Consider the following 18,921-nt stretch of genomic DNA (forward strand, 5'->3'; position numbering starts at 1 on the left):
TTATATAAATTATAAACATTACTTAATGTTTATGAAGAATTGGTTTTTATTATTTGGCATTTCCTGCAAATGCCGTTACCTTTGCAAACCTTTTTAAAATTATTGGTTATGAACGCAGCAACTCAATTTATACATGAACAGCTTACCGCAAAAAAGCAACACCCAAAATTCAAAGCCGGTGATAATGTTACCGTTAATTATAAAATTGTAGAGGGTGGTAAAGAACGTGTACAAGGGTTTCGCGGTGATGTTGTAAAAATTCAGGGTACCGGTGCCACGGCAACTTTTACCGTGCGAAAAATATCTGATGGAATTGGGGTTGAAAGAGCGTTTCCTTTTTTCTCACCTAATGTTGACTCAATCATTTTGAACAAGGTTGGTAAGGTTCGCCGTTCAAAATTGTATTACCTGCGTAACCGCAGTGGTAAAAGTGCCAGGATCAAAGAAAAAAGAATGTAATTATCTTATCATAAATTTTAAGAGAAAGCGAAAGATGTTAAAAATTTTTCGCTTTTTTATTTTTTACAATCAGTTCTTTAGGCGGTCTCGTATTTTAGTTACTATATTTGTTCTCTCACTTTAAATTTTATCAAATGGGAAATCTTGGTTTTCAGGAAATATTACTGATAGCAGTAGTAGTTCTGGTGCTTTTCGGTGGCCGTAAAATACCTGAATTTATGAAGGGCCTGGGCCGTGGCGTTCGTGAATTTAACGATGCAAAAAACAGTGTTAGAAAAGAACTTGAAGAAGGCTTGAATGAAAAAGATAATCAGCCGCCAACACCATCGGCAAACGGTGTTCAGCAAACAGCTACTACTACAACTCAGCCATAATTTTCTTTCCATATCATTAAAAAATTTGTAGCCTTTGTTTAGCTTCCATTCTATCAAAGACTATCAATCTTTATTATTAAACGGCAAAGCAACATGTGCTGATGCCGTTTCTTATTATATAAAGAATATAGAACAAAATAAGCACCTTAATGCTTTTCTTGAAATTTATAAAGAAGAAGCATTGGAACGTGCTGCCCTGCTTGACGCAAAACGAAAGGCAGGAAATGCGTTGGGCAAATTGCATGGTATAGTCATTGGCCTTAAAGATGTTATAAGTTTTAAAGGCCATAAGCTTTCAGCCGGCTCGCGCATACTCGAAAATTTCCAGGCGGTTTATAATGCAACCGCAGTTGAAAGATTATTGCAGGAAGATGCCATAATTATTGGCAGGCAAAACTGCGATGAATTTGCCATGGGCAGCAGCAACGAAAATTCAGCGTATGGCAATGTGTTGAATGCTGCAGATAATTCGAGAGTGCCAGGTGGTTCTTCAGGAGGTTCGGCTGTGGCCGTTCAGGCTAAACTTTGTATGATAAGTTTAGGCAGCGATACGGGAGGCTCTGTTCGCCAACCCGCAGATTTTTGCGGCGTCGTAGGTTTAAAACCTTCTTATGGACGCGTTTCCCGTTATGGGGTTATTGCTTATGCCTCCTCATTTGACCAGATTGGGATTTTCGCAAATTCAGTAGAAGATGCAGGCCTAATACTTGAAGTAATTGCAGGAAAAGACGATTTTGACAGTACAGCAACGAAGGATATTTTTAAATTTTCGGGGCAGCACGAAAAAAAGAATTTTAAGATCGGCTACTTTCCGGCAACATTTAATCATCCCGGGATCGACCCTGAAATAGCCGTCACCCAAAAGAATTTCATTAGCCATTTACAGAAAGAAGGATTTGAAGTTTCCCAAATTGAATTTGACCTGCTGGATTATATAGTACCGGCTTATTATATTTTAACAACCGCTGAAGCTTCGAGTAATTTAGCGAGGTACGACGGTTTAAAATATGGGGCACAACAGCCGGCCAAAGATTTAAACGAGCAGATAAATTTAACCCGCAGTCAGTTTTTTGGCAAAGAAGTACAACGGCGTATTATGCTTGGCACATTTGTTTTAAGCGAAGGTTATTATGAAGCGTATATAACGCAGGCTCAAAAGGTTAGAAATATTTTGCTTAAAAAAATAAAAGAAATATTTGCTGAAGTTGACGCCATAGTGTCGCCGGTTTCTCCAACCACCGCTTTTAAAACCGGCGAAAAAAATAATGATCCCATAGCTATGTTTTTGGCAGATATTTATACGGTGTTTGCTAATTTAACCGGCATTCCTGCCATATCAATTCCACTATTTAAACATTCCAACGGTATGCCATTTGGCCTGCAGATAATGGCATCTCACCTAAATGAAGTAACTTTGCTGGCTATTTCTGAACACCTGGCAGAGGTAAACAAAACAGTTAACCAGCCGGCTAATGTTTAAAATAATATGAACCAGTTTTTCAGGCATACATACCTTTTGAAAACCTTTTCTATAGGAAAAGCTGCCTGTTTATTCTGCCTTTTAAATATTTCAACTGTCTCATTTTCCCGTGCAAATAATACATTATTTGCAAAAGATAGTACCGGTACCGATTCTATTTCCAAAACAACCCAGGCTGTATTTATTGCAGACAGCTCCAAAATATTTACCAGCCTTTTGGGAAACTCCGTGGTTAGCAATAATCCCATGGATTTATCAATGAATGCTGAAGCAAAATATTTTGCAGACGATTATATAAAAAAGCATACTTCCTATTTCAATAATATGAAAGTTTGGGGTAAGCCATATTTTGATTTATATGATCACATTTTGTCTTCTTATGGCATCCCGGTGCAGCTAAAATATCTTTCTGTTATAGAAAGTAGCCTAAACTGTACGGCTGTTTCCTGGGCCGGAGCTGTGGGGCCGTGGCAAATTATGGATGCTACAGCAAGGGAACATGGATTAAGAACAGGCTATTATGATGAAAGAGCTGATTACGTTAAAAGCACTAATGCCGCCTGCAAAATTTTAAAGGATTTGTATAATACCTATGGTGACTGGCTTTTGGTAATTGCCGCTTACAATGCGGGAGCAGGCAATGTAAACCGTGCCATTGCAAAAGCACATAGCAAAGATTTTTGGAAGATCCAGTATTACCTGCCGCTTGAAACCCGTAATCACGTAAAAAAATTTATTGCAACACATTACTTTTTTGAGGGAAATGGAAGTATTGCAACAGGCAATAATACTGCGGCTTTACAAAATAAAGATGCTTATTTAGATATCGCTGCCAATTGCTCAACCGTAAATATTTACGGAAAATATAATTCTGTTGTTATTGCCAATAACTTAATGATGGACCTTTCATTATTCAACCAGCTTAATCCTGATATTGATAATGTACTCGCCAAAGGTGATATTTACCCTATGCGTGTGCCCGCTGATAAAGCCCAATTATTCCAATCTAAAAAGAGCGATATACTTAAGCAAAGCGTTGAACTTTTACTCAATAGTTCCAGGCCTGCCACCCCGCCGGTTATTGCCGGTAAATAATTAGCGAAGCGCATCAATTATTGCTTTGGCTTTTAATAAACATTCCTCATACTCTTTTTCCGCATCAGCATAAAAAGTTATGGCGCCGCCAACCAGGTAATTTAAAAATCTATTATCAGCATTATAAAAAATGCTTCTTATCACTACATTAAAATCAAAATCTCTTTCAGGAGATATATAACCCACACTACCGGAAAATAATTGCCTTTTTGTTTTTTCGTACTGCTCAATTAATTGCATAGCCCGCCGTTTTGGGGCGCCTGTCATTGAACCCATTGGAAAAGTTGCACGGATAATTTCTGCAAATGTTACATCCTGTCTTAATTCGCCTTTTATAGTAGAGATCATTTGATGTACCTGCGGAAAAGAATAAATACCGAACAACTCATCGGCCATAACTGTTCCTTCTTTGCAAATCTTGCTCAGATCATTTCTTACCAGGTCAACAATCATTACATTTTCACTTCGTTCCTTTTTATTCGCTTGCAAATTTTCCTTTTCAATTTCATCTAAAGCATTGTTTGCATTTCTTGGCGCGGTACCCTTTATAGGCTGAGAAAAAACAGTGCTTTTATATTTGGATAAGAAACGTTCCGGACTAGCGCATAGTAAATATTTATTTTCAATCTTGTAAAAACAGGAAAATGGTGTCGGAGAAATTTCAATAAGTTTTGAATAAGTAAGTAAAGGCTCTATAAAAACATCTTCCGCAAAAAACTCCTGGCAATAATTTAATTCATAGCAATCTCCACGCAATATATGTTGCTGAACAGTTTTAATAATATCAAGATATTCCTCTCTTTTTAAAGAAGATTGCAGTTCTATTTGTTTTGATGATGAAGATTGGTTGTTGCCTAAAACTTCTTTTTTTATTTCTTCAAATATTAAACGCGGTTGCCTGTTAGCTGAATGAATAGTAGCAATATTCTTATTAAGGCTTATTACTATAGATGGTACAAAAAAGAAAACATCTTCGAAACCAATTTTGTTTATATGGAGTGATAGAAGCCCTTCAATTTCGTTTTTTAAATCATACCCCAAGTGCCCAAAAATCCAGTCTTTATTTTCATTATAAAAATTATCAAGCTGGGATAAAATATTTTCTGAAGGAGAAAATATTTTGATGGCGTCAACCGCAACCAGGCAATCATATTTGTGATGCTCGTCAACGTAATGATGGCTATCCATAAAACAACAAATGCCAAACCGGTTTGCCCAGCTTAGCATTTGCTTTTTAAACAACAGAATATTATCAATAGGAAAAGACGCAGTTATTCTCTTCACCTATAGGAGTTTTAGAAATCATCGTCATCGTCGTCGTCAAAGCTGCCTGAATCATTAAAAAGATCAAACTCTTTTAAATCATCATCAAACTTAAAATCCTCCTCTTCTTCTTCTCCACCTTTCTTGCTGCCGCCAGATGATTTTTTACCCTTTGATTTTGGAATATCAAATTCATCAAAATCAGGATCCCATTCTTCTTCCTCTTCAGGCTTATCCCAATCATCCACTTCATCTTCCCCATCATCATCGTCGTCATCATCTTCTTCGGATTGCTTTTTAGTCCTGGGCCCAGACTTTGCGGCTTTTGAAGGTTTTACTTCTTCATCGTCTTCAAAATCTCCATCCAGTTCATCATCCTCTTCCACTTGTTTTTTTGCTTTGGAAGAACTTGTTTTATCAGCTTTATCTCCGGACGGTTTCGGAGTAGTCTTCTTTGTTTTGTCAGATTTAGATGCCATACACAGTTTTGATTAAGCTGTTGTAAAATTTCAACGAGTTTTTTTAATCAGCAAAAAAATTTAATCATTAATTTTTATTATCTGTTCGCGTTGCGGCCCGTTTGACACATGGCTTACAGGCGAACCAATATATTGATTGATAAAAGAAATATAACGCTGCATCGCTTCCGGTAAATTATCACCTGTTTTCAGCGAAGTTGAATCGCAGTTCCATCCTTCAAAGGCTTTATATTCCGGTTTCACATCTGCGTGCGTTAACTGAAACGGCACTTCTGTACTTTTACTACCGTTTATTAAATATTCCGTGCAAACATTAAGTTCTTTAAACGAATCCAATACATCTGCTTTCGTCATTACCACGTTCGTTACACCGTTAAGCATGCAAGTATATTTCAAAGCTACAAGGTCAATCCAGCCGCAACGGCGTGGCCTGCCTGTAGTTGCCCCAAATTCATTGCCAATTTTTCGCAACTCCTCTCCTGTTTCATCGTGCAATTCAGTCGGAAAAGGCCCACTGCCCACCCTGGTGCAATAAGCTTTTGTAACACCAAACACCTTATTTATTTTTTGCGGCGCCACACCAAGGCCTGTGCACACGCCGGCAGAAATAGTGTTAGATGAAGTTACGAAAGGAAATGTGCCAAAGTCAACATCCAGCATAGAGCCCTGCGCTCCTTCTGCCAAAACTTTTTTGCCGCTGCTTATTTTATCATTAATAAAATATTCACCGTTTATGATATTTAAAGTACGCAGAAATTCAATCGCGTCAAAAAATTCTTCCTCCCAGGCAGAAATATCTTCTGCAAAATGAAAGTTATCCAGCAGCCGCTGGTGTTTTAAACGTAGTTTGATGTATTGCGTAATAAACGATTTATCCATTATATCGCCCACACGTAAAGCATTTCGGCCGGTTTTATCCATGTATGACGGGCCAATTCCTTTAAGCGTAGAACCAATCTTGCTTTCGCCCTTTGATATTTCAGAAGCTTTATCCAAGGCCCTGTGTGTGGGAACAATAAGATTGGTACGCTGTGATATAAATAAATTTTTCTTTACATCTATACCAAATGCAGCAACCGCTTCGCATTCTTTTTTTAAAGTAACCGGGTCAAGCACCACGCCATTACCGATTATGTTCGTTGTATTTTGATGAAATATACCGGAAGGTATTTGATGGAGTACTATTTTTTTATCGCCTACATATAAAGTATGCCCTGCATTGGGGCCGCCCTGAAAACGTGCTATTATATCATAGTTCGGTGCAAAATAATCAACAATCTTTCCTTTGCCTTCATCGCCCCACTGCAAACCAAGAATTACATCAACCATTAGATTTTTTTTATTGTTGCCGCAAAAATAAAGGTTAGTATATCGCAGTTATAAGTTTATGCAAGAAAAATTTCAACGCCGCTTTTTATAACAATTTGAATATTGTTTTGACTTGTTATAAAAATCATTAAAGATTATAGCTCCAGGTTTGTATTTATGCACCTGTTGCAAAAATATAACCGACCTGCTGTAATTTGAAAAAACTAACCTGCATGTTCTTCTCATTACCTGCTTCAATTCAGGCTAAGATTTAATGACTAATTTTACGGCAACAGGTAAAATTATGAGCGGAAAAACAGCATCAACATTTATTGCTAAAAGCACCATAAAAGCGTCAAACCTCGACCATCGCAGAAAAATTAATTTCAACATCGGCAAATACAATGCTGTTGTGCCGCAGGGCAAAACGCAATTTAATGATTTAATGGCAGTGCGGGAGCATGCAAAAAATACAAAATGGAATGCTGTTGAGCATCTTGATGTTATGCTGGAAACATTTGAAAAAAATATTTCAGCACGCGGCGCCAAAGTTATTTGGGCAGAAACAGCAGAAGATGCGCTGAAAGAAATTGGAAAGATTTGTAAAGAGAAGAACTGCAAAACGATAGTGAAGAGCAAGAGCATGGTTACAGAAGAAATTCATTTAAATAAGTTTCTTGAAAAGCAGGGCATTGAAAGCATTGAAACAGATTTAGGCGAATATATCCAGCAGCTCGATAATGAACCGCCTTATCATATTGTAACGCCGGCAATGCACAAAAGCAAAGAAGACATTGCAAAACTATTTGCGGAAAAATTGAATGTGCCAGATGGCTTATCGCCGCAACAGCTTACATTAATTGCACGTGAAAAGCTCAGGAAGAAATATACTGAAGCTGAGATTGGCATTACCGGCGCCAATTTTATAATTGCCGATACCGGTTCAATTTCTGTAACTGAAAATGAAGGGAACGGACGATTAAGCAGCGGTTTTCCCAAAACACATATTGTAATCACAGGCATTGAAAAGGTACTGCCATCTATTAATGATCTTGCCTTGTTTTTGCCATTGTTGGCCACTTTTGGAACAGGTCAAAAATTAACTGTTTATAATACCATCATTTCCGGGCCGAGACAAAAGAACGAGATTGACGGCCCTGAAGAAATGTATGTGATCTTACTTGATAATGGCAGGACCAATTTACTTGCCAACGATAAAGCCCGTGAAGCATTATACTGCATTCGTTGCGGTGCCTGTTTAAATGCCTGCCCGGTTTATAAAAACATCGGCGGCCACAGTTATGGCACAACTTACAGCGGCCCCATAGGCAGTGTGATTACACCTCAGCTGAGAAATTTAAAAGAGTGGAAACATTTGAGTTATGCTTCATCGCTGTGCGGCAATTGTACCGAGGTTTGCCCCGTGCGCATAAACCTTCATGAATTGTTGCTCGAGAACAGGCATGAATCTGTAGTGGAAGGCGATAGCCCTGTATCAGAACGTGTTGCCTGGAAAATGTGGAAAGTGGCGAGCTTAAACCGGAGCATGATGAATATGGCAAATGGCAATCTTAAAAATAAAGTGGTGAACACTATGTTTAAAGCATGGACGAAGCACCGAGCTGATCTGGATTTCAGCCAGAAAACGTTTAACCAAATGTGGAAGGAAGAACGTGGAAAGAATAGTTGATTAGTTGAAGAGTGTTGAATTGGGAATTAGGAATTAGGAATGTAAATTTGATAAAAGTGATTTTATGAAACTGGTTGAAGAAAATAAAAAATTTGCGAACGATGAAGAATACTTTCTTTATGAAGAAAGCAGTGAATTAAAACATGAATTAATCAACGGAAACCTTTATGAAATGAGCGGCTCATCAATATATCATAATAAGCTTGAAAGGCGGATTGCAAATCTTATTGAAAGATTGTTAAAGCAAAATGAGCTTGAAGTTTTGACAGAGGGATTTAAAGTTAGAACACCGGATAATAATTTCTTTTATCCTGATGTAATTGTTTGCACCAATAATTTAAAACGCTATTTCACAAATGAACCGGTTTTACTCGTTGAGGTTTTATCCGAATCTACCCGCAAATTTGATTTAACAGATAAATTCATTCAATACCAAAAAATTCCAACGCTGCAATATTATTTATGCGTTGAACCTGAACAGCAGGTTATCATTTTTTATTTTAAGACAGAAAGCGGCGAATGGATGACAGAAACTTTTACAAAAGATGAAAGTATCATTAACTTACCTGCACTCGGCATTTCCTTTTCAGTAAAGGATGTATATAAAAATGCATAACGAGCGTTTCACTGAAACCTGGCTATGAATCTTCACCTGGGCCTCCCTCAAAATCAGAATTATTGTTGTTATTATTATCTTTCTTGCGGAAAATATCTGCGTCGCCAAACCTATAGCTAAATGTGAGCCTTATAGTTCTTACACTCCAGCGACGGTAACCATCCTGGTAAAAATCATCCGTATCATAAATGGTTCCAAACTTACGTGTGTTAAACAGGTCGTTTACGCTTAATGAGAGAGCGCCTGCTTTCTTCTTAAAAAATTCTTTACGCACAGCCAGGTCTGTACTAAATTCCGCTTTATTACGCCCCTGCGGTATAACCCTTGGTCCTTCATAATTGGTAATTAACTGAAAGCCGAGATTATTAAACAATTTGCTCGATTCTGTAACTATTTTATAATTGCCTATAAGCTTGGCGTTATAATTAAACCCGTGATTATCAAGGTTTAAATCGCCAACGCTGGCCTTTGTTACAGTATATTGCAAGTTTGTATTAAGTGTAAGGTCTAACGCTTTGGTAATGTTTTTTTGGAGCGTTAGCTCAGCGCCCCAGCGGTCTTCATAACCGGCATTTATAAAAGTGCTGAGAATAGCATTGGGAGAAACAGCCGCATTATTCAATTCTTCATACAGAGATTGCGGAATGGTATCGCTGTACTCTGTGACATCACCCACATTATTCTTGAAATAAATTACACCGAGAAAACTGCCACTGTTTTCAGCAAACCTTTTATAATAATTCAATTCAAAAGAATTAGTGTATTCAGGCTTTAATGCAGGATTACCTTGTGAAATATTTAAAGGATCATCAATATCTATAAACGGGTTTACTTCCCAAAAACGCGGCCTTCTTATTCTTTTTGAATAATTAAACTGAATATCTTCCGACTCGCTTATATGCTTTGTAAGAAAAAAACTTGGGAACAATGCATAATTGAGGTCCTTAAACCCATCGGGGAATTTATAGCCGAAATTGAGATTGCTATCAATCATAGAACCGTCAAGTTCAGAAAGCTCAACACGCAAGCCTACCTGGTAAACGAACGATTTCCATCCATTGGCGTAGTTAAAATAACCGGCATTTACTTTTTCGGTGTACTTAACATTATTGCTCAAAGGAAGTTTTGTTTCATTTTCTGCCTGGTCTATCGAGTATGTAGCAAAATTGCTTTTGTTATGATTATAAAAGCTCCTCACGCCAAACTCAATACGTTTGTTATCATTTATCTTATGGCTGTAATCAATCTGGCCGATCACCTGATATTCATCCGTTAAACCGCTGTTGCGCACCCTGGTTACAGGCGCATAAGCACTGCCATCAGGATTATAAAAATTATTTACAATATAATCACTGTTATCTCTTCCACCGGTGTTATAAGTTATATCTGCAGAAAGTTTATTATCGGGGCTATCAAACTTTCTTTCAAAGCTAAGCCTGCTGCTGCTTCTTTTAAAGTTTCCATCACTGGTTGACAAACGCACGCCTGTATGATCCAAAACTTTGTCTGCATCAAAAAATTCCTGGTTTTGCTTTTGATCGCTGGCAAACTTTCCGTTATGAAAACCCTGCATAAAAGATAGTGTGGTTTTATCATCAAGGAAATAATCAGCGCCAAACCTTACAGAATGAAACTGGCGGAGCCTGTTGTTATCAGTTGATTGGTTAAAATAATCCGTTATAATGCCTTTCTCTTTATTCTCACGGTATGTTTTTTCTTTGGACGCACCTTCGCTCCTGTTATAATTGCCGCTCGCAAAAAAGTTGAATTTTTTTGCCCTGTAATTAAGATTAAGGTTGCCGTTTAAAACATTCGGCGTACCTCCACCAACTGAGGCAATGCCATTAAGGCCAATGGTTTTATTTTTCTTAAGTATGATATTGATAATACCACCTGAACTTGATGCATCATATTTTGCAGAAGGATTAGTAATTAACTCTACTCTTGCAATATCATCTGCAGCAATCTGATCAAGTGTTAAAATAGTGGGCCTGCCATCTATAAATATTTGCGGCGTACTGTTGCGCAATTGCACATTGCCTTCTGCATCAACTGAAACAGATGGAATATTTTTCATTACATCAACACCGGTTCCACCCTGGGCAGCAATATTTTTTTCAACATTAAAAATCTTGCTGTCAATACCAAACTTCATGGCAGGCACAGCCTGGGTTGAAACAACCACGCTTTGTAATGTATTTGTTTGCACACTTAAGTTAAGCGGGCCAATATTAATAGCGTTGCCGTTTTTAACGTAGCTTGTTAAATTTATTTTTTTTGCAATAGCAGCGTAACCTATTGATGTAACCTGGAGAGTAACTTCATTTTTTGAGGGAATGTTTTCTACAATAAATTTTCCATCAAGATTTGAAATATCTGACCTGCTAACTGTTCCAGACTGGCCTTTAAAGCTGATAGTAACAGTTGAGCCAGGCAATGCCTTTTGAGTTACACTGTCCACAACAATACCGGTAAGCGTAATGCCTGTATTCTGCGCTAGCAAAAAACTGCTGATTAAAATAAACTGAAGTGAAAGTAAAAATGGTTTCATTAATAATTGTCTCATTTAAATTATGAATACAAGCATCACCGCGTAAAAGCAAACAAATATTATACTAACTACCCGGAACTTAAGCTTACAAACAGCAGGACGAACCCTACAAATTTAACCAAGAACCTAAGACACTCAGGCCATACTGTTTTACATAACAAAACATTAAGATTTATTTCAATAATTATGTTAAAACCACATATTGAAATAGCGGTTCCTTATGTTGACAGAAACGAACACCAGTCAGTTTTTTACAAATAAAAAAAGCCGGCAAAGCCGGCATTAAAACAAAGTATATTATATAATTTAATAAACTCTCGGAGGACGTTCATTAATTTCAATCAATGTGCGGGTTACACGCGCATCAAGCGCTCTTTCGCCATGAAGCAATATTTCCCTCAAAAGATCATGTATAGTAATAACGCCTTCAAATTCACCGTTGTCTCTCACTATTATATAGCGCCTGCCATGTTCAGCCAATAAATTCATGCAATGCTGAACAGAATCGTTTCCCTGTACTTCGGGTAAATCTGTTGACATTACATCTTTCACCCTTGTTTCCCGGCTCGACCTTCCCTGCAAAGCCACCTTTCTCGCATAATCTCTTTCGCTGAAGATGCCGGTTACATCATCATTCTCTTTTACTATAAGATAACTGAGGTTTACCTCGTTTAATTCATTCAGTGCATCAATTACCAAAGCACCTGCATCGATAAAATTATCAGGTGCTTTTTTTTGCCAGATTATTTCGTGAGCAGTCTTCATAATATATTAATTTTAAAAGATAAGCAGTAAAGGCTATCTGTTGCAATATAAGTGTTGCTGCACATAAAACCGGCTGCATTTTAAACTTTTTCGGTATTCTGTAAAAATTTATTATATAAGCCTGTATCGTACGCAGCAAGCCTGGTTCAGGTAAACAATATTGAATAGGTTTATCATACATTTATACGCTTTAACAGCATTTTATTGTACTGGAACAATCATTGCTTTTTCTCAAAAACAGCGCAGTTCACATATATGTTTTATAAATTTCCCCGCCTTGCCTGTTCTCTTTCTATGGCCTCAAACAAAGCTTTAAAATTGCCCTTACCAAAGCTCTTTGCTCCTTTGCGTTGAATTATCTCAAAAAACAATGTTGGCCTGTCTTCAACAGGTTTGGTGAATATTTGTAAAAGATAACCTTCTTCATCACGGTCAACCAAAATACCCAATTCTTTTAAAGGCTGAATATCTTCATCAATTTCTCCAACGCGGTCAATCAAATCATCATAATAAACAGAAGGCACTTTTAAAAATTCCACGCCCCTGCATTGCAATGCGCTCACGGTTTCAACAATATTATCGGTTGCCAGGGCCACATGCTGAACGCCTTCGCCATTATAAAACTCAAGGTATTCTTCTACCTGCGATTTCTTTTTGCCTTCAGCCGGTTCATTGATCGGGAACTTTACAAAACCATTTCCGTTGCTCATTACCTTGCTCATTAATGCAGAATATTCTGTTGAAATATCTTCATCATCAAACGATAAAATATTCCTGAAGCCCATTACATCTTCATAAAACTTTACCCATTTATTCATTTGGTTCCAGCCCACATTTCCAACGCAGTGATCAACATATTTTAATCCTGTTGAAGAAGGGTTATATTTAGTTTTCCATTTAATATAACCTGGCATGAAAGCGCCATTATAATTTTTTCTTTCAATGAATAAATGTACCGTATCACCATAGGTATGAATACCGCTCATTACAACTTCCCCGTTTTCATCGTTCAAAATTTCAGGCTGCATATAACTTACAGCGCCACGTTTGGTGGTTTGATGCCATGCATCTCTTGCATCATCCACACGCAGCGCTAATACTTTTATGCCATCGCCATGTTTATGAACATGCGCCGCAATTGGTGAATCTTTTTGTAAAGGCGTGGTTAATACAAACGTGAGCTTATTTTGCCTTAACACATAGCTGGCTTTATCTTTTGCCCCCGTTTCAGGGCCGGAATATGCGAGGCTTTGAAAACCAAAAGCCGTTTTATAAAAATGTGCCGCCTGCTTGGCGTTGCCAACATAAAATTCAACATAATCAGTTCCCTGCAATGGCAGAAAATCAATGGCAGCAGTATTTGCTTTTGTAGCAATAGTTGCATTCATAAAAAATAGGTTTAAATGAAAAAATAGAAAAAGGAAGGATTCAGGAAGATTGGTTTATACAGCCATCATGGCAAGTTCCTGCATTAATAAACAATAATTAATGCGCTTGTCAGCAAAACATTTATGTGGATAATCCGGAAGCATCGTCATTACAAAGATGACTAATATTTTTGAATGGGATAAAAAGCCGGCAGGCAATTAAAATGTTTTCATTTTTATTGTGGAATAATTCATTTTAAAAATCTTATTTATTGTTTTAAAAGAATTTCTAACTTAGGACATTGAACCTTGAGGCGTATGAAACTGTTGCTTAATCTTTGTTTTATTTTAACCGGCTTTACCTGTTTTTCGCAAAACAGTGCTGCTAATTTTATTGCTTTTAAAAAGTTAGACAGCCGCAATATAACTGCCCCCGATACTTTAGCCTGCCTGCTTACAGCGCCTTACAATACAGAAATGGATAAAGTGCGTTCCATCTTTAACTGGATAACGGATAACATTGCTTATAACACCATCCGCTATGGTTTTCATTACCTGCCTCAAAACTCAAAGGATGATGCGGAAGCTGATTATGATGCCGATTCTGTTTATAAATCACTTGATGAAAGAGTGGCAAGAATAACATTGAAAAGAAAGTATGCTTTGTGCGATGGTTATGCCCGTTTGTTTAAAAGCCTTTGCGATTTTGCCGGCATAAAAAGCGTTGTCATCACAGGCTATGCAAGGGCAGGTTACAGCAGCCAGTTTGCCTGCAACCATAAATGGAATGCTGTGATGATAGACAGTAACTGGTATTTGCTGGATGCAACCTGGGCAAGCGGCTATCTTAATTTTTCAGGCACCGCTTTTCGCAAGGAATATAATGGCTATTATTTTTTAACGCCGCCAAAATATTTTATACAGGATCATTATCCCGATGATGTGAAATGGACTTTATTAAACAACCCGCCAACGCTTTCTGAATTTAACCGTTCGCCTTTTAAGCAACCGGCTTTTAATTACCGGATTGTTTCTTACCAGCCGGCTAAAGGCATTATTCTTGCGGCAGTTGGCGATACCGTAACGGTTACATTAGAAACAACTGACGATAAGAAAACGCTTTTTTTATCTGATATAAATTCTGTTGATTCATCGCATATTGCGTTGATAGATTCCTGTCTTAAAATGAATAAGCCTTATAGTATAAACGGTAATAAAATAACAGCAAATTATATTGTAACCAATGATGATGTGCAATGGCTGCAGGTAATTTATAACGGCGAAGTGGTGCTGCGATATAAACTCAACATAAAAAAAGAGCCGTTTAATTATCTTCCGGTTGTTATTAAGGATATAGCTGTTAAAGATTGATACAATAAACATCTATAATTCTATTTGTCATAAGCATTGCTCCTGCTTTTAGGTGTGGCAACACAAAAAATTTATTCTTCACGCACACCTTTTTATTTTCAACATCCGGCCCGCTGGATTAATTAAGCATACGCATTTTCATACGCACATCTTTTAGCGGCCTGTCGTTAGCGCCTTTAGCAACTGCGGCAATTTTATCAATCACTTCAAGTCCCTTAATCACCTCTCCAAAAACGGTATAATTCTGATCGAGGAACGGTGTACCGCCAATCGTATTGTATATTTTACGCTGTTCATCGTTATAATAAAATCCCACATTGCCGCCCTGGCGAATGCCGCATTCAACCTGGTTTAAGGAGTTATTATCATACGGCTTGCCTTCAACAATATAAAATTGGCAGTTGCTGCTCGCTTTTTCAGGATTATTGGTTCTTGCCATTGCCAAAGCACCTTTTTTATGATATAAGGCATTATTAAATTCTGCGGGAATAAGGCCGCCGCCCGGTGCTTCACCCATGCCCAGCATAGCAGCACTATCAGCATTTTTGCTTTGCGGGTCGCCGCCTTGTATCATAAAACCTTGTATAACGCGATGAAATAAAAGGCTGTCATAAAATCCTTCTTTTATAAGTTTTACAAAATTATCGCGATGCAAGGGCGTGGAATCAGAAAGCTTTACAACCATTGTTCCGTAATCTGTTTGAATTTCCACCAGTTTCTCTTTTGAAACAGGCGTTGCTTTTGCTGCCGTTACCGGCTTTTTAGCTGATGTTTTTACAGCCGGCTTAGACTGCGCTATCGTTGTAGTAATAAATGCAAAACTCAAAGCGATCGATAACAATTTTTTCATAAGAAATTTTTAGAACCCCTGTTGTTCAAAGTAGAATAAAATATGGTCTTTTAAAAAGTTTTCCTGTTCATGCAGAAGCATGGCTTTATGTTCTTTTAATTGTTTGAAATGCGGCCAGCCATCTGCATCTTTTCCTTCAAATTCGTAATAACCGCTCGGGCTTAAAATGGTGCAGATAGCCACATGCATTAAATCCTGCTTTTGCTCTTTTGTAATTTTCTGTTTTATAAACCCTGTTTCCTGCATGCCTATTAAAAACAGCACAGCTTCCATGTCGGGCTTCTTACCAAAGCGTTCAACAAGCTTTGCCTCTAAATTCCACCAGCGTTGCTGTAAATCATCTCCTGTAATCATAGCGCGCAAAGGTAGCAGGGGTGTTGATGCAAAGTTTATATTTGCCCGAAATTTTAAGTTTTATGTTACAGGTGAATGTGCTGCGCCAGAAAACAGAATGGGTAAAAGAACGCCTTGCTGTAAAGAATTTTAAGCAGCCTGAATTGGTTGATGAAATAATTGCATTGGATGATGAACGTAAAAGATTGCAGGCAGAATTTGATGCCACACAGGCCAAAATAAATGCATCAAGCAAGCAGATCGGGAAACTGATGGCAACCGGCAATAAAGAAGAGGCAGAGCAACTTAAAGCCGATGTAACAAACTGGAAAGCATCCCTTGAACCAATAAAAAAACGGGCTGCCGAAACAGAAAAAAAGCTGGAAGATACATTGGTATTGTTACCCAATCTTCCTTCAGAAAAAGTGCCCAAAGGTGTTTCTGCTGAAGATAATGAAGTAGTTCGCACAACAGAAAAACCAACGTTAAACGGCAATGTGCTGCCGCATTGGGAACTCACTAAAAAATATAAGCTCATTGATTTTGATCTCGGCACAAAAATTACCGGCAGCGGCTTCCCGGTTTATACGGGTAAAGGCGCAAAGCTGCAACGCACGCTTATTCAATATTTTCTAGATTATAACACAGCGGCCGGTTATAAAGAAATCATCCCTCCTTTCTTAGTGAATGAAGACAGCGCTTTTGCCACCGGCCAGCTACCGGATAAGGAAGGCCAGATGTATTTTGTAAATGAAGATAAATTTTATCTTATCCCAACTTCTGAGGTGCCCTTAACCAATATTTATCGTGATACTATTTTAAAGGTTGAAGAGCTGCCTGTAAAAATGACGGCCTATTCACCCTGCTTCAGGCGTGAAGCCGGCAGCTATGGAAAGGATGTACGTGGCTTAAACAGGCTGCACCAGTTTGAAAAAGTAGAGATTGTACAGGTGGTTGAAGCTGATAAAAGTTATGCAGCATTAGAAGAAATGCTGAACCATGTTGAACGTTTATTGCAGTCATTAAAATTACCGTACCGCATATTAAGATTATGTGGCGGCGATATGAGTTTTACGAGTGCGCTTACTTACGATTTTGAAGTGTATAGCGCCGCGCAAGAGCGCTGGCTTGAAGTGAGCAGCGTAAGCAATTTTGAAAGCTACCAGTCAAACAGGCTGAAATGCCGCTATAAAGATGAGAGTGGCAAAAACCAGTTGGTGCATACATTGAATGGAAGTTCTTTAGCGTTGCCAAGGATTATGGCTGCACTGCTCGAAAATAATCAAACAGAAAATGGTATTAATTTGCCGGAAGTGCTTTGGAAATATTTTGGGGACGAAGTGATAGATTAACGTGAAGCGTCAAATCTTCAAACAAGTGATTTGTGATGTTAAATATTGGTATAAGTTTAAAACTATCACGCTTTACATTCACGTTTTACGATTCACGCCTCACGTTCCTAATTCAGCCGTATAAAAACCTTCGTGCCCACAGGAACCATTCTGTATAATTCTTCCACATCCCTGTTGCGCATACTTATGCAACCATCAGTCCAGTTCCTGAAGCGGTCAATCTGAAAATCTTCGTGCGGCCATGTGCCATGTATGCCAATGCCACCGCCAATTTTAGCCGATGCAGGAACAATGCCTGCATTTTTCCGCGCATTAAATTTTTCATAACTGGACGGCGTAGGATAATCAAGCATCATCATCCTGTCCCATTTGGAATGAACTCTTTTTGATACAATGGCAAAGTTACCTTCGGGTGTTTTGCGGTCGCCTTCATACAGCTTATCGCGCATGTCATTGCTTCCGAACACAACTGGATAAGTTACCAGCCAGCCCTTCCGGTCAAAAACTTTTAACTCATACCGCGTTTTATGTATAACAATGTAATAAGGAGAGTCATATATCTGTGCAGGATGAAAAGAAGTGCACAGAAAACAAGCAAGTAATAATGCAGTAACCAATTTTAGTTTCTTCATTTTCCCACCCATATATTCTATAACGACAAACGGCTTATTTGAGTGTGTAGCCAATATATTTTTTCTGCCGCTATATATACAACTTTTGGAAAGTTCATAAACTTTTCAAAAGTTTGCTAACAAAAATATATGGCAGACATAAAGCTTGATAAAACAAGCACCAGGGCACCTGAAAAATTTGATAAAGAAAAAACAAAGGCGGCATTACCTGCCATATACGAGGAGCTTGATGAATTGCAAAATGTTTTGTATGCGCAAGGCAAATATGCTGTGCTTATAGTTTTGCAGGGAATGGATGCCTCAGGCAAAGACGGGCTCATAAAAAATGTATTCAGTTCTGTAAACCCGCAGGGCATAATAGTACAATCTTATAAAGTGCCTACAGCAGAAGAACTGTCGCATGATTTTTTATGGCGTATTCATAAGCATGCGCCAGCCAAAGGCATGATACAGGTTTTTAACCGCTCTCATTACGAAGACATAATTGTAACAAGAGTGCATAATATGATTGACGATAATACGGCATCAAAAAGAATGAAGGCAATCAACGATTTTGAAGAATTGCTCGTTCATCATAACAATACCATCATACTTAAATTCTATTTGCATGTTTCGCAGGAAGAGCAACACAAACGGCTTGATGAAAGGATTCATGATAAAACAAAACAATGGAAGTATAATGAAAATGATTTTATTGAAGCCGCTTTAAGAAAGGAATATTTAAAAGCGTATGAAGACTGTTTTAAACACTGCAATAAGGTTAAATGGACAATTGTTCCATCAGATCAAAACTGGTATAAAGAATACCTTGTTGCCACAACCCTGAGAGATGCATTAAAGGAATTAAACATGCAATACCCGGGTATAAAAAAATAAGGCAATGTGTTGGCCGGATTAAAGAAACAATTTACATTCACAATATATTGTTAACCCAAA

The 18,921-nt window shown here is 38.0% G+C and carries 18 protein-coding genes; 9 read left to right on the top strand and 9 right to left on the bottom strand.

The window, feature by feature from the left end:
• Positions 1–108: 108 nt before the first annotated feature.
• From rplS to BM015_RS02385, 4 genes are all read left to right on the top strand, one after another.
• Positions 109–459 carry a 50S ribosomal protein L19 gene (rplS, locus tag BM015_RS02370; RefSeq protein WP_143075728.1) on the top strand — a complete coding sequence of 117 codons (351 nt, stop codon included), beginning with the start codon at positions 109–111 and terminating at the stop codon, positions 457–459.
• A gap of 134 nt (positions 460–593) precedes the next feature.
• Positions 594–833: a Sec-independent protein translocase subunit TatA/TatB gene (locus BM015_RS02375; RefSeq protein ID WP_090654112.1), complete on the top strand. Its 240-nt coding sequence runs from the start codon at positions 594–596 to the stop codon at positions 831–833.
• 34 nt (positions 834–867) lie between these two features.
• On the top strand, positions 868–2,313 hold the full coding sequence (gene gatA / locus BM015_RS02380) for an Asp-tRNA(Asn)/Glu-tRNA(Gln) amidotransferase subunit GatA (protein WP_090654114.1): 1,446 nt from the start codon (positions 868–870) through the stop codon (positions 2,311–2,313).
• 36 nt (positions 2,314–2,349) lie between these two features.
• Positions 2,350–3,408 (top strand): lytic transglycosylase domain-containing protein, encoded by a 1,059-nt coding sequence (locus BM015_RS02385; protein WP_177191785.1) that lies wholly within the window; start codon positions 2,350–2,352, stop codon positions 3,406–3,408.
• Here the strand turns inward: BM015_RS02385 and BM015_RS02390 are convergent, their stop codons facing one another.
• Genes BM015_RS02390 through BM015_RS02400 form a run of 3 tightly spaced genes read right to left on the bottom strand, consistent with a single transcriptional unit; the run spans position 3,409 to position 6,479 of the window.
• Positions 3,409–4,692 carry an anthranilate synthase component I family protein gene (locus BM015_RS02390; protein WP_090654118.1) on the bottom strand — a complete coding sequence of 428 codons (1,284 nt, stop codon included), beginning with the start codon at positions 4,690–4,692 and terminating at the stop codon, positions 3,409–3,411.
• An 11-nt stretch (positions 4,693–4,703) separates the two neighbouring features.
• A complete protein-coding gene (locus BM015_RS21475; protein ID WP_177191786.1) occupies positions 4,704–5,150 on the bottom strand; it encodes a hypothetical protein in 447 nt (148 codons plus the stop codon).
• Positions 5,151–5,210: 60 nt separating this feature from the next.
• Positions 5,211–6,479 (bottom strand): adenylosuccinate synthase, encoded by a 1,269-nt coding sequence (locus BM015_RS02400; RefSeq protein WP_090654120.1) that lies wholly within the window; start codon positions 6,477–6,479, stop codon positions 5,211–5,213.
• A 283-nt stretch (positions 6,480–6,762) separates the two neighbouring features.
• Between BM015_RS02400 and BM015_RS02405 the strand changes: the two genes are divergently transcribed.
• Both BM015_RS02405 and BM015_RS02410 read left to right on the top strand, forming a co-directional pair.
• The gene (locus BM015_RS02405) at positions 6,763–8,148 is read left to right on the top strand and encodes a LutB/LldF family L-lactate oxidation iron-sulfur protein (protein ID WP_090655169.1); all 1,386 of its coding nucleotides are present in this window, start codon (positions 6,763–6,765) and stop codon (positions 8,146–8,148) included.
• A gap of 64 nt (positions 8,149–8,212) precedes the next feature.
• Positions 8,213–8,764, top strand: a complete 552-nt coding sequence (locus BM015_RS02410) for a Uma2 family endonuclease (protein ID WP_090654122.1) — start codon at positions 8,213–8,215, stop codon at positions 8,762–8,764.
• Positions 8,765–8,786: 22 nt separating this feature from the next.
• Here BM015_RS02410 and BM015_RS02415 read toward each other — a convergent pair whose 3' ends face one another.
• From BM015_RS02415 to hppD, 3 genes are all read right to left on the bottom strand, one after another.
• On the bottom strand, positions 8,787–11,315 hold the full coding sequence (locus tag BM015_RS02415; protein WP_177191787.1) for a TonB-dependent receptor: 2,529 nt from the start codon (positions 11,313–11,315) through the stop codon (positions 8,787–8,789).
• A gap of 306 nt (positions 11,316–11,621) precedes the next feature.
• Positions 11,622–12,080 (bottom strand): CBS domain-containing protein, encoded by a 459-nt coding sequence (locus BM015_RS02425; RefSeq protein ID WP_090654128.1) that lies wholly within the window; start codon positions 12,078–12,080, stop codon positions 11,622–11,624.
• A gap of 260 nt (positions 12,081–12,340) precedes the next feature.
• Positions 12,341–13,468: a 4-hydroxyphenylpyruvate dioxygenase gene (gene hppD, locus BM015_RS02435; RefSeq protein WP_090654132.1), complete on the bottom strand. Its 1,128-nt coding sequence runs from the start codon at positions 13,466–13,468 to the stop codon at positions 12,341–12,343.
• 297 nt (positions 13,469–13,765) lie between these two features.
• On the opposite strand from hppD, the gene BM015_RS02440 reads away from it, so the two are divergent.
• The gene (locus tag BM015_RS02440; protein WP_090654134.1) at positions 13,766–14,818 is read left to right on the top strand and encodes a transglutaminase domain-containing protein; all 1,053 of its coding nucleotides are present in this window, start codon (positions 13,766–13,768) and stop codon (positions 14,816–14,818) included.
• 118 nt (positions 14,819–14,936) lie between these two features.
• Here BM015_RS02440 and BM015_RS02445 read toward each other — a convergent pair whose 3' ends face one another.
• Both BM015_RS02445 and BM015_RS02450 read right to left on the bottom strand, forming a co-directional pair.
• Positions 14,937–15,668 (bottom strand): peptidylprolyl isomerase, encoded by a 732-nt coding sequence (locus BM015_RS02445; protein WP_090654135.1) that lies wholly within the window; start codon positions 15,666–15,668, stop codon positions 14,937–14,939.
• A gap of 9 nt (positions 15,669–15,677) precedes the next feature.
• A complete protein-coding gene (locus tag BM015_RS02450) occupies positions 15,678–16,022 on the bottom strand; it encodes a hypothetical protein (protein ID WP_090654137.1) in 345 nt (114 codons plus the stop codon).
• Positions 16,023–16,084: 62 nt separating this feature from the next.
• Between BM015_RS02450 and serS the strand changes: the two genes are divergently transcribed.
• The gene (gene serS / locus BM015_RS02455; protein WP_090655172.1) at positions 16,085–17,353 is read left to right on the top strand and encodes a serine--tRNA ligase; all 1,269 of its coding nucleotides are present in this window, start codon (positions 16,085–16,087) and stop codon (positions 17,351–17,353) included.
• A gap of 107 nt (positions 17,354–17,460) precedes the next feature.
• Here serS and BM015_RS02460 read toward each other — a convergent pair whose 3' ends face one another.
• Positions 17,461–17,985: a L,D-transpeptidase family protein gene (locus tag BM015_RS02460; protein ID WP_090655175.1), complete on the bottom strand. Its 525-nt coding sequence runs from the start codon at positions 17,983–17,985 to the stop codon at positions 17,461–17,463.
• Positions 17,986–18,114: 129 nt separating this feature from the next.
• On the opposite strand from BM015_RS02460, the gene BM015_RS02465 reads away from it, so the two are divergent.
• On the top strand, positions 18,115–18,861 hold the full coding sequence (locus BM015_RS02465) for a PPK2 family polyphosphate kinase (RefSeq protein WP_090654138.1): 747 nt from the start codon (positions 18,115–18,117) through the stop codon (positions 18,859–18,861).
• The last annotated feature ends 60 nt before the right edge of the window (positions 18,862–18,921 follow it).

The organism is Parafilimonas terrae, assembly GCF_900115755.1.
Lineage (GTDB): Bacteria > Bacteroidota > Bacteroidia > Chitinophagales > Chitinophagaceae > Parafilimonas > Parafilimonas terrae.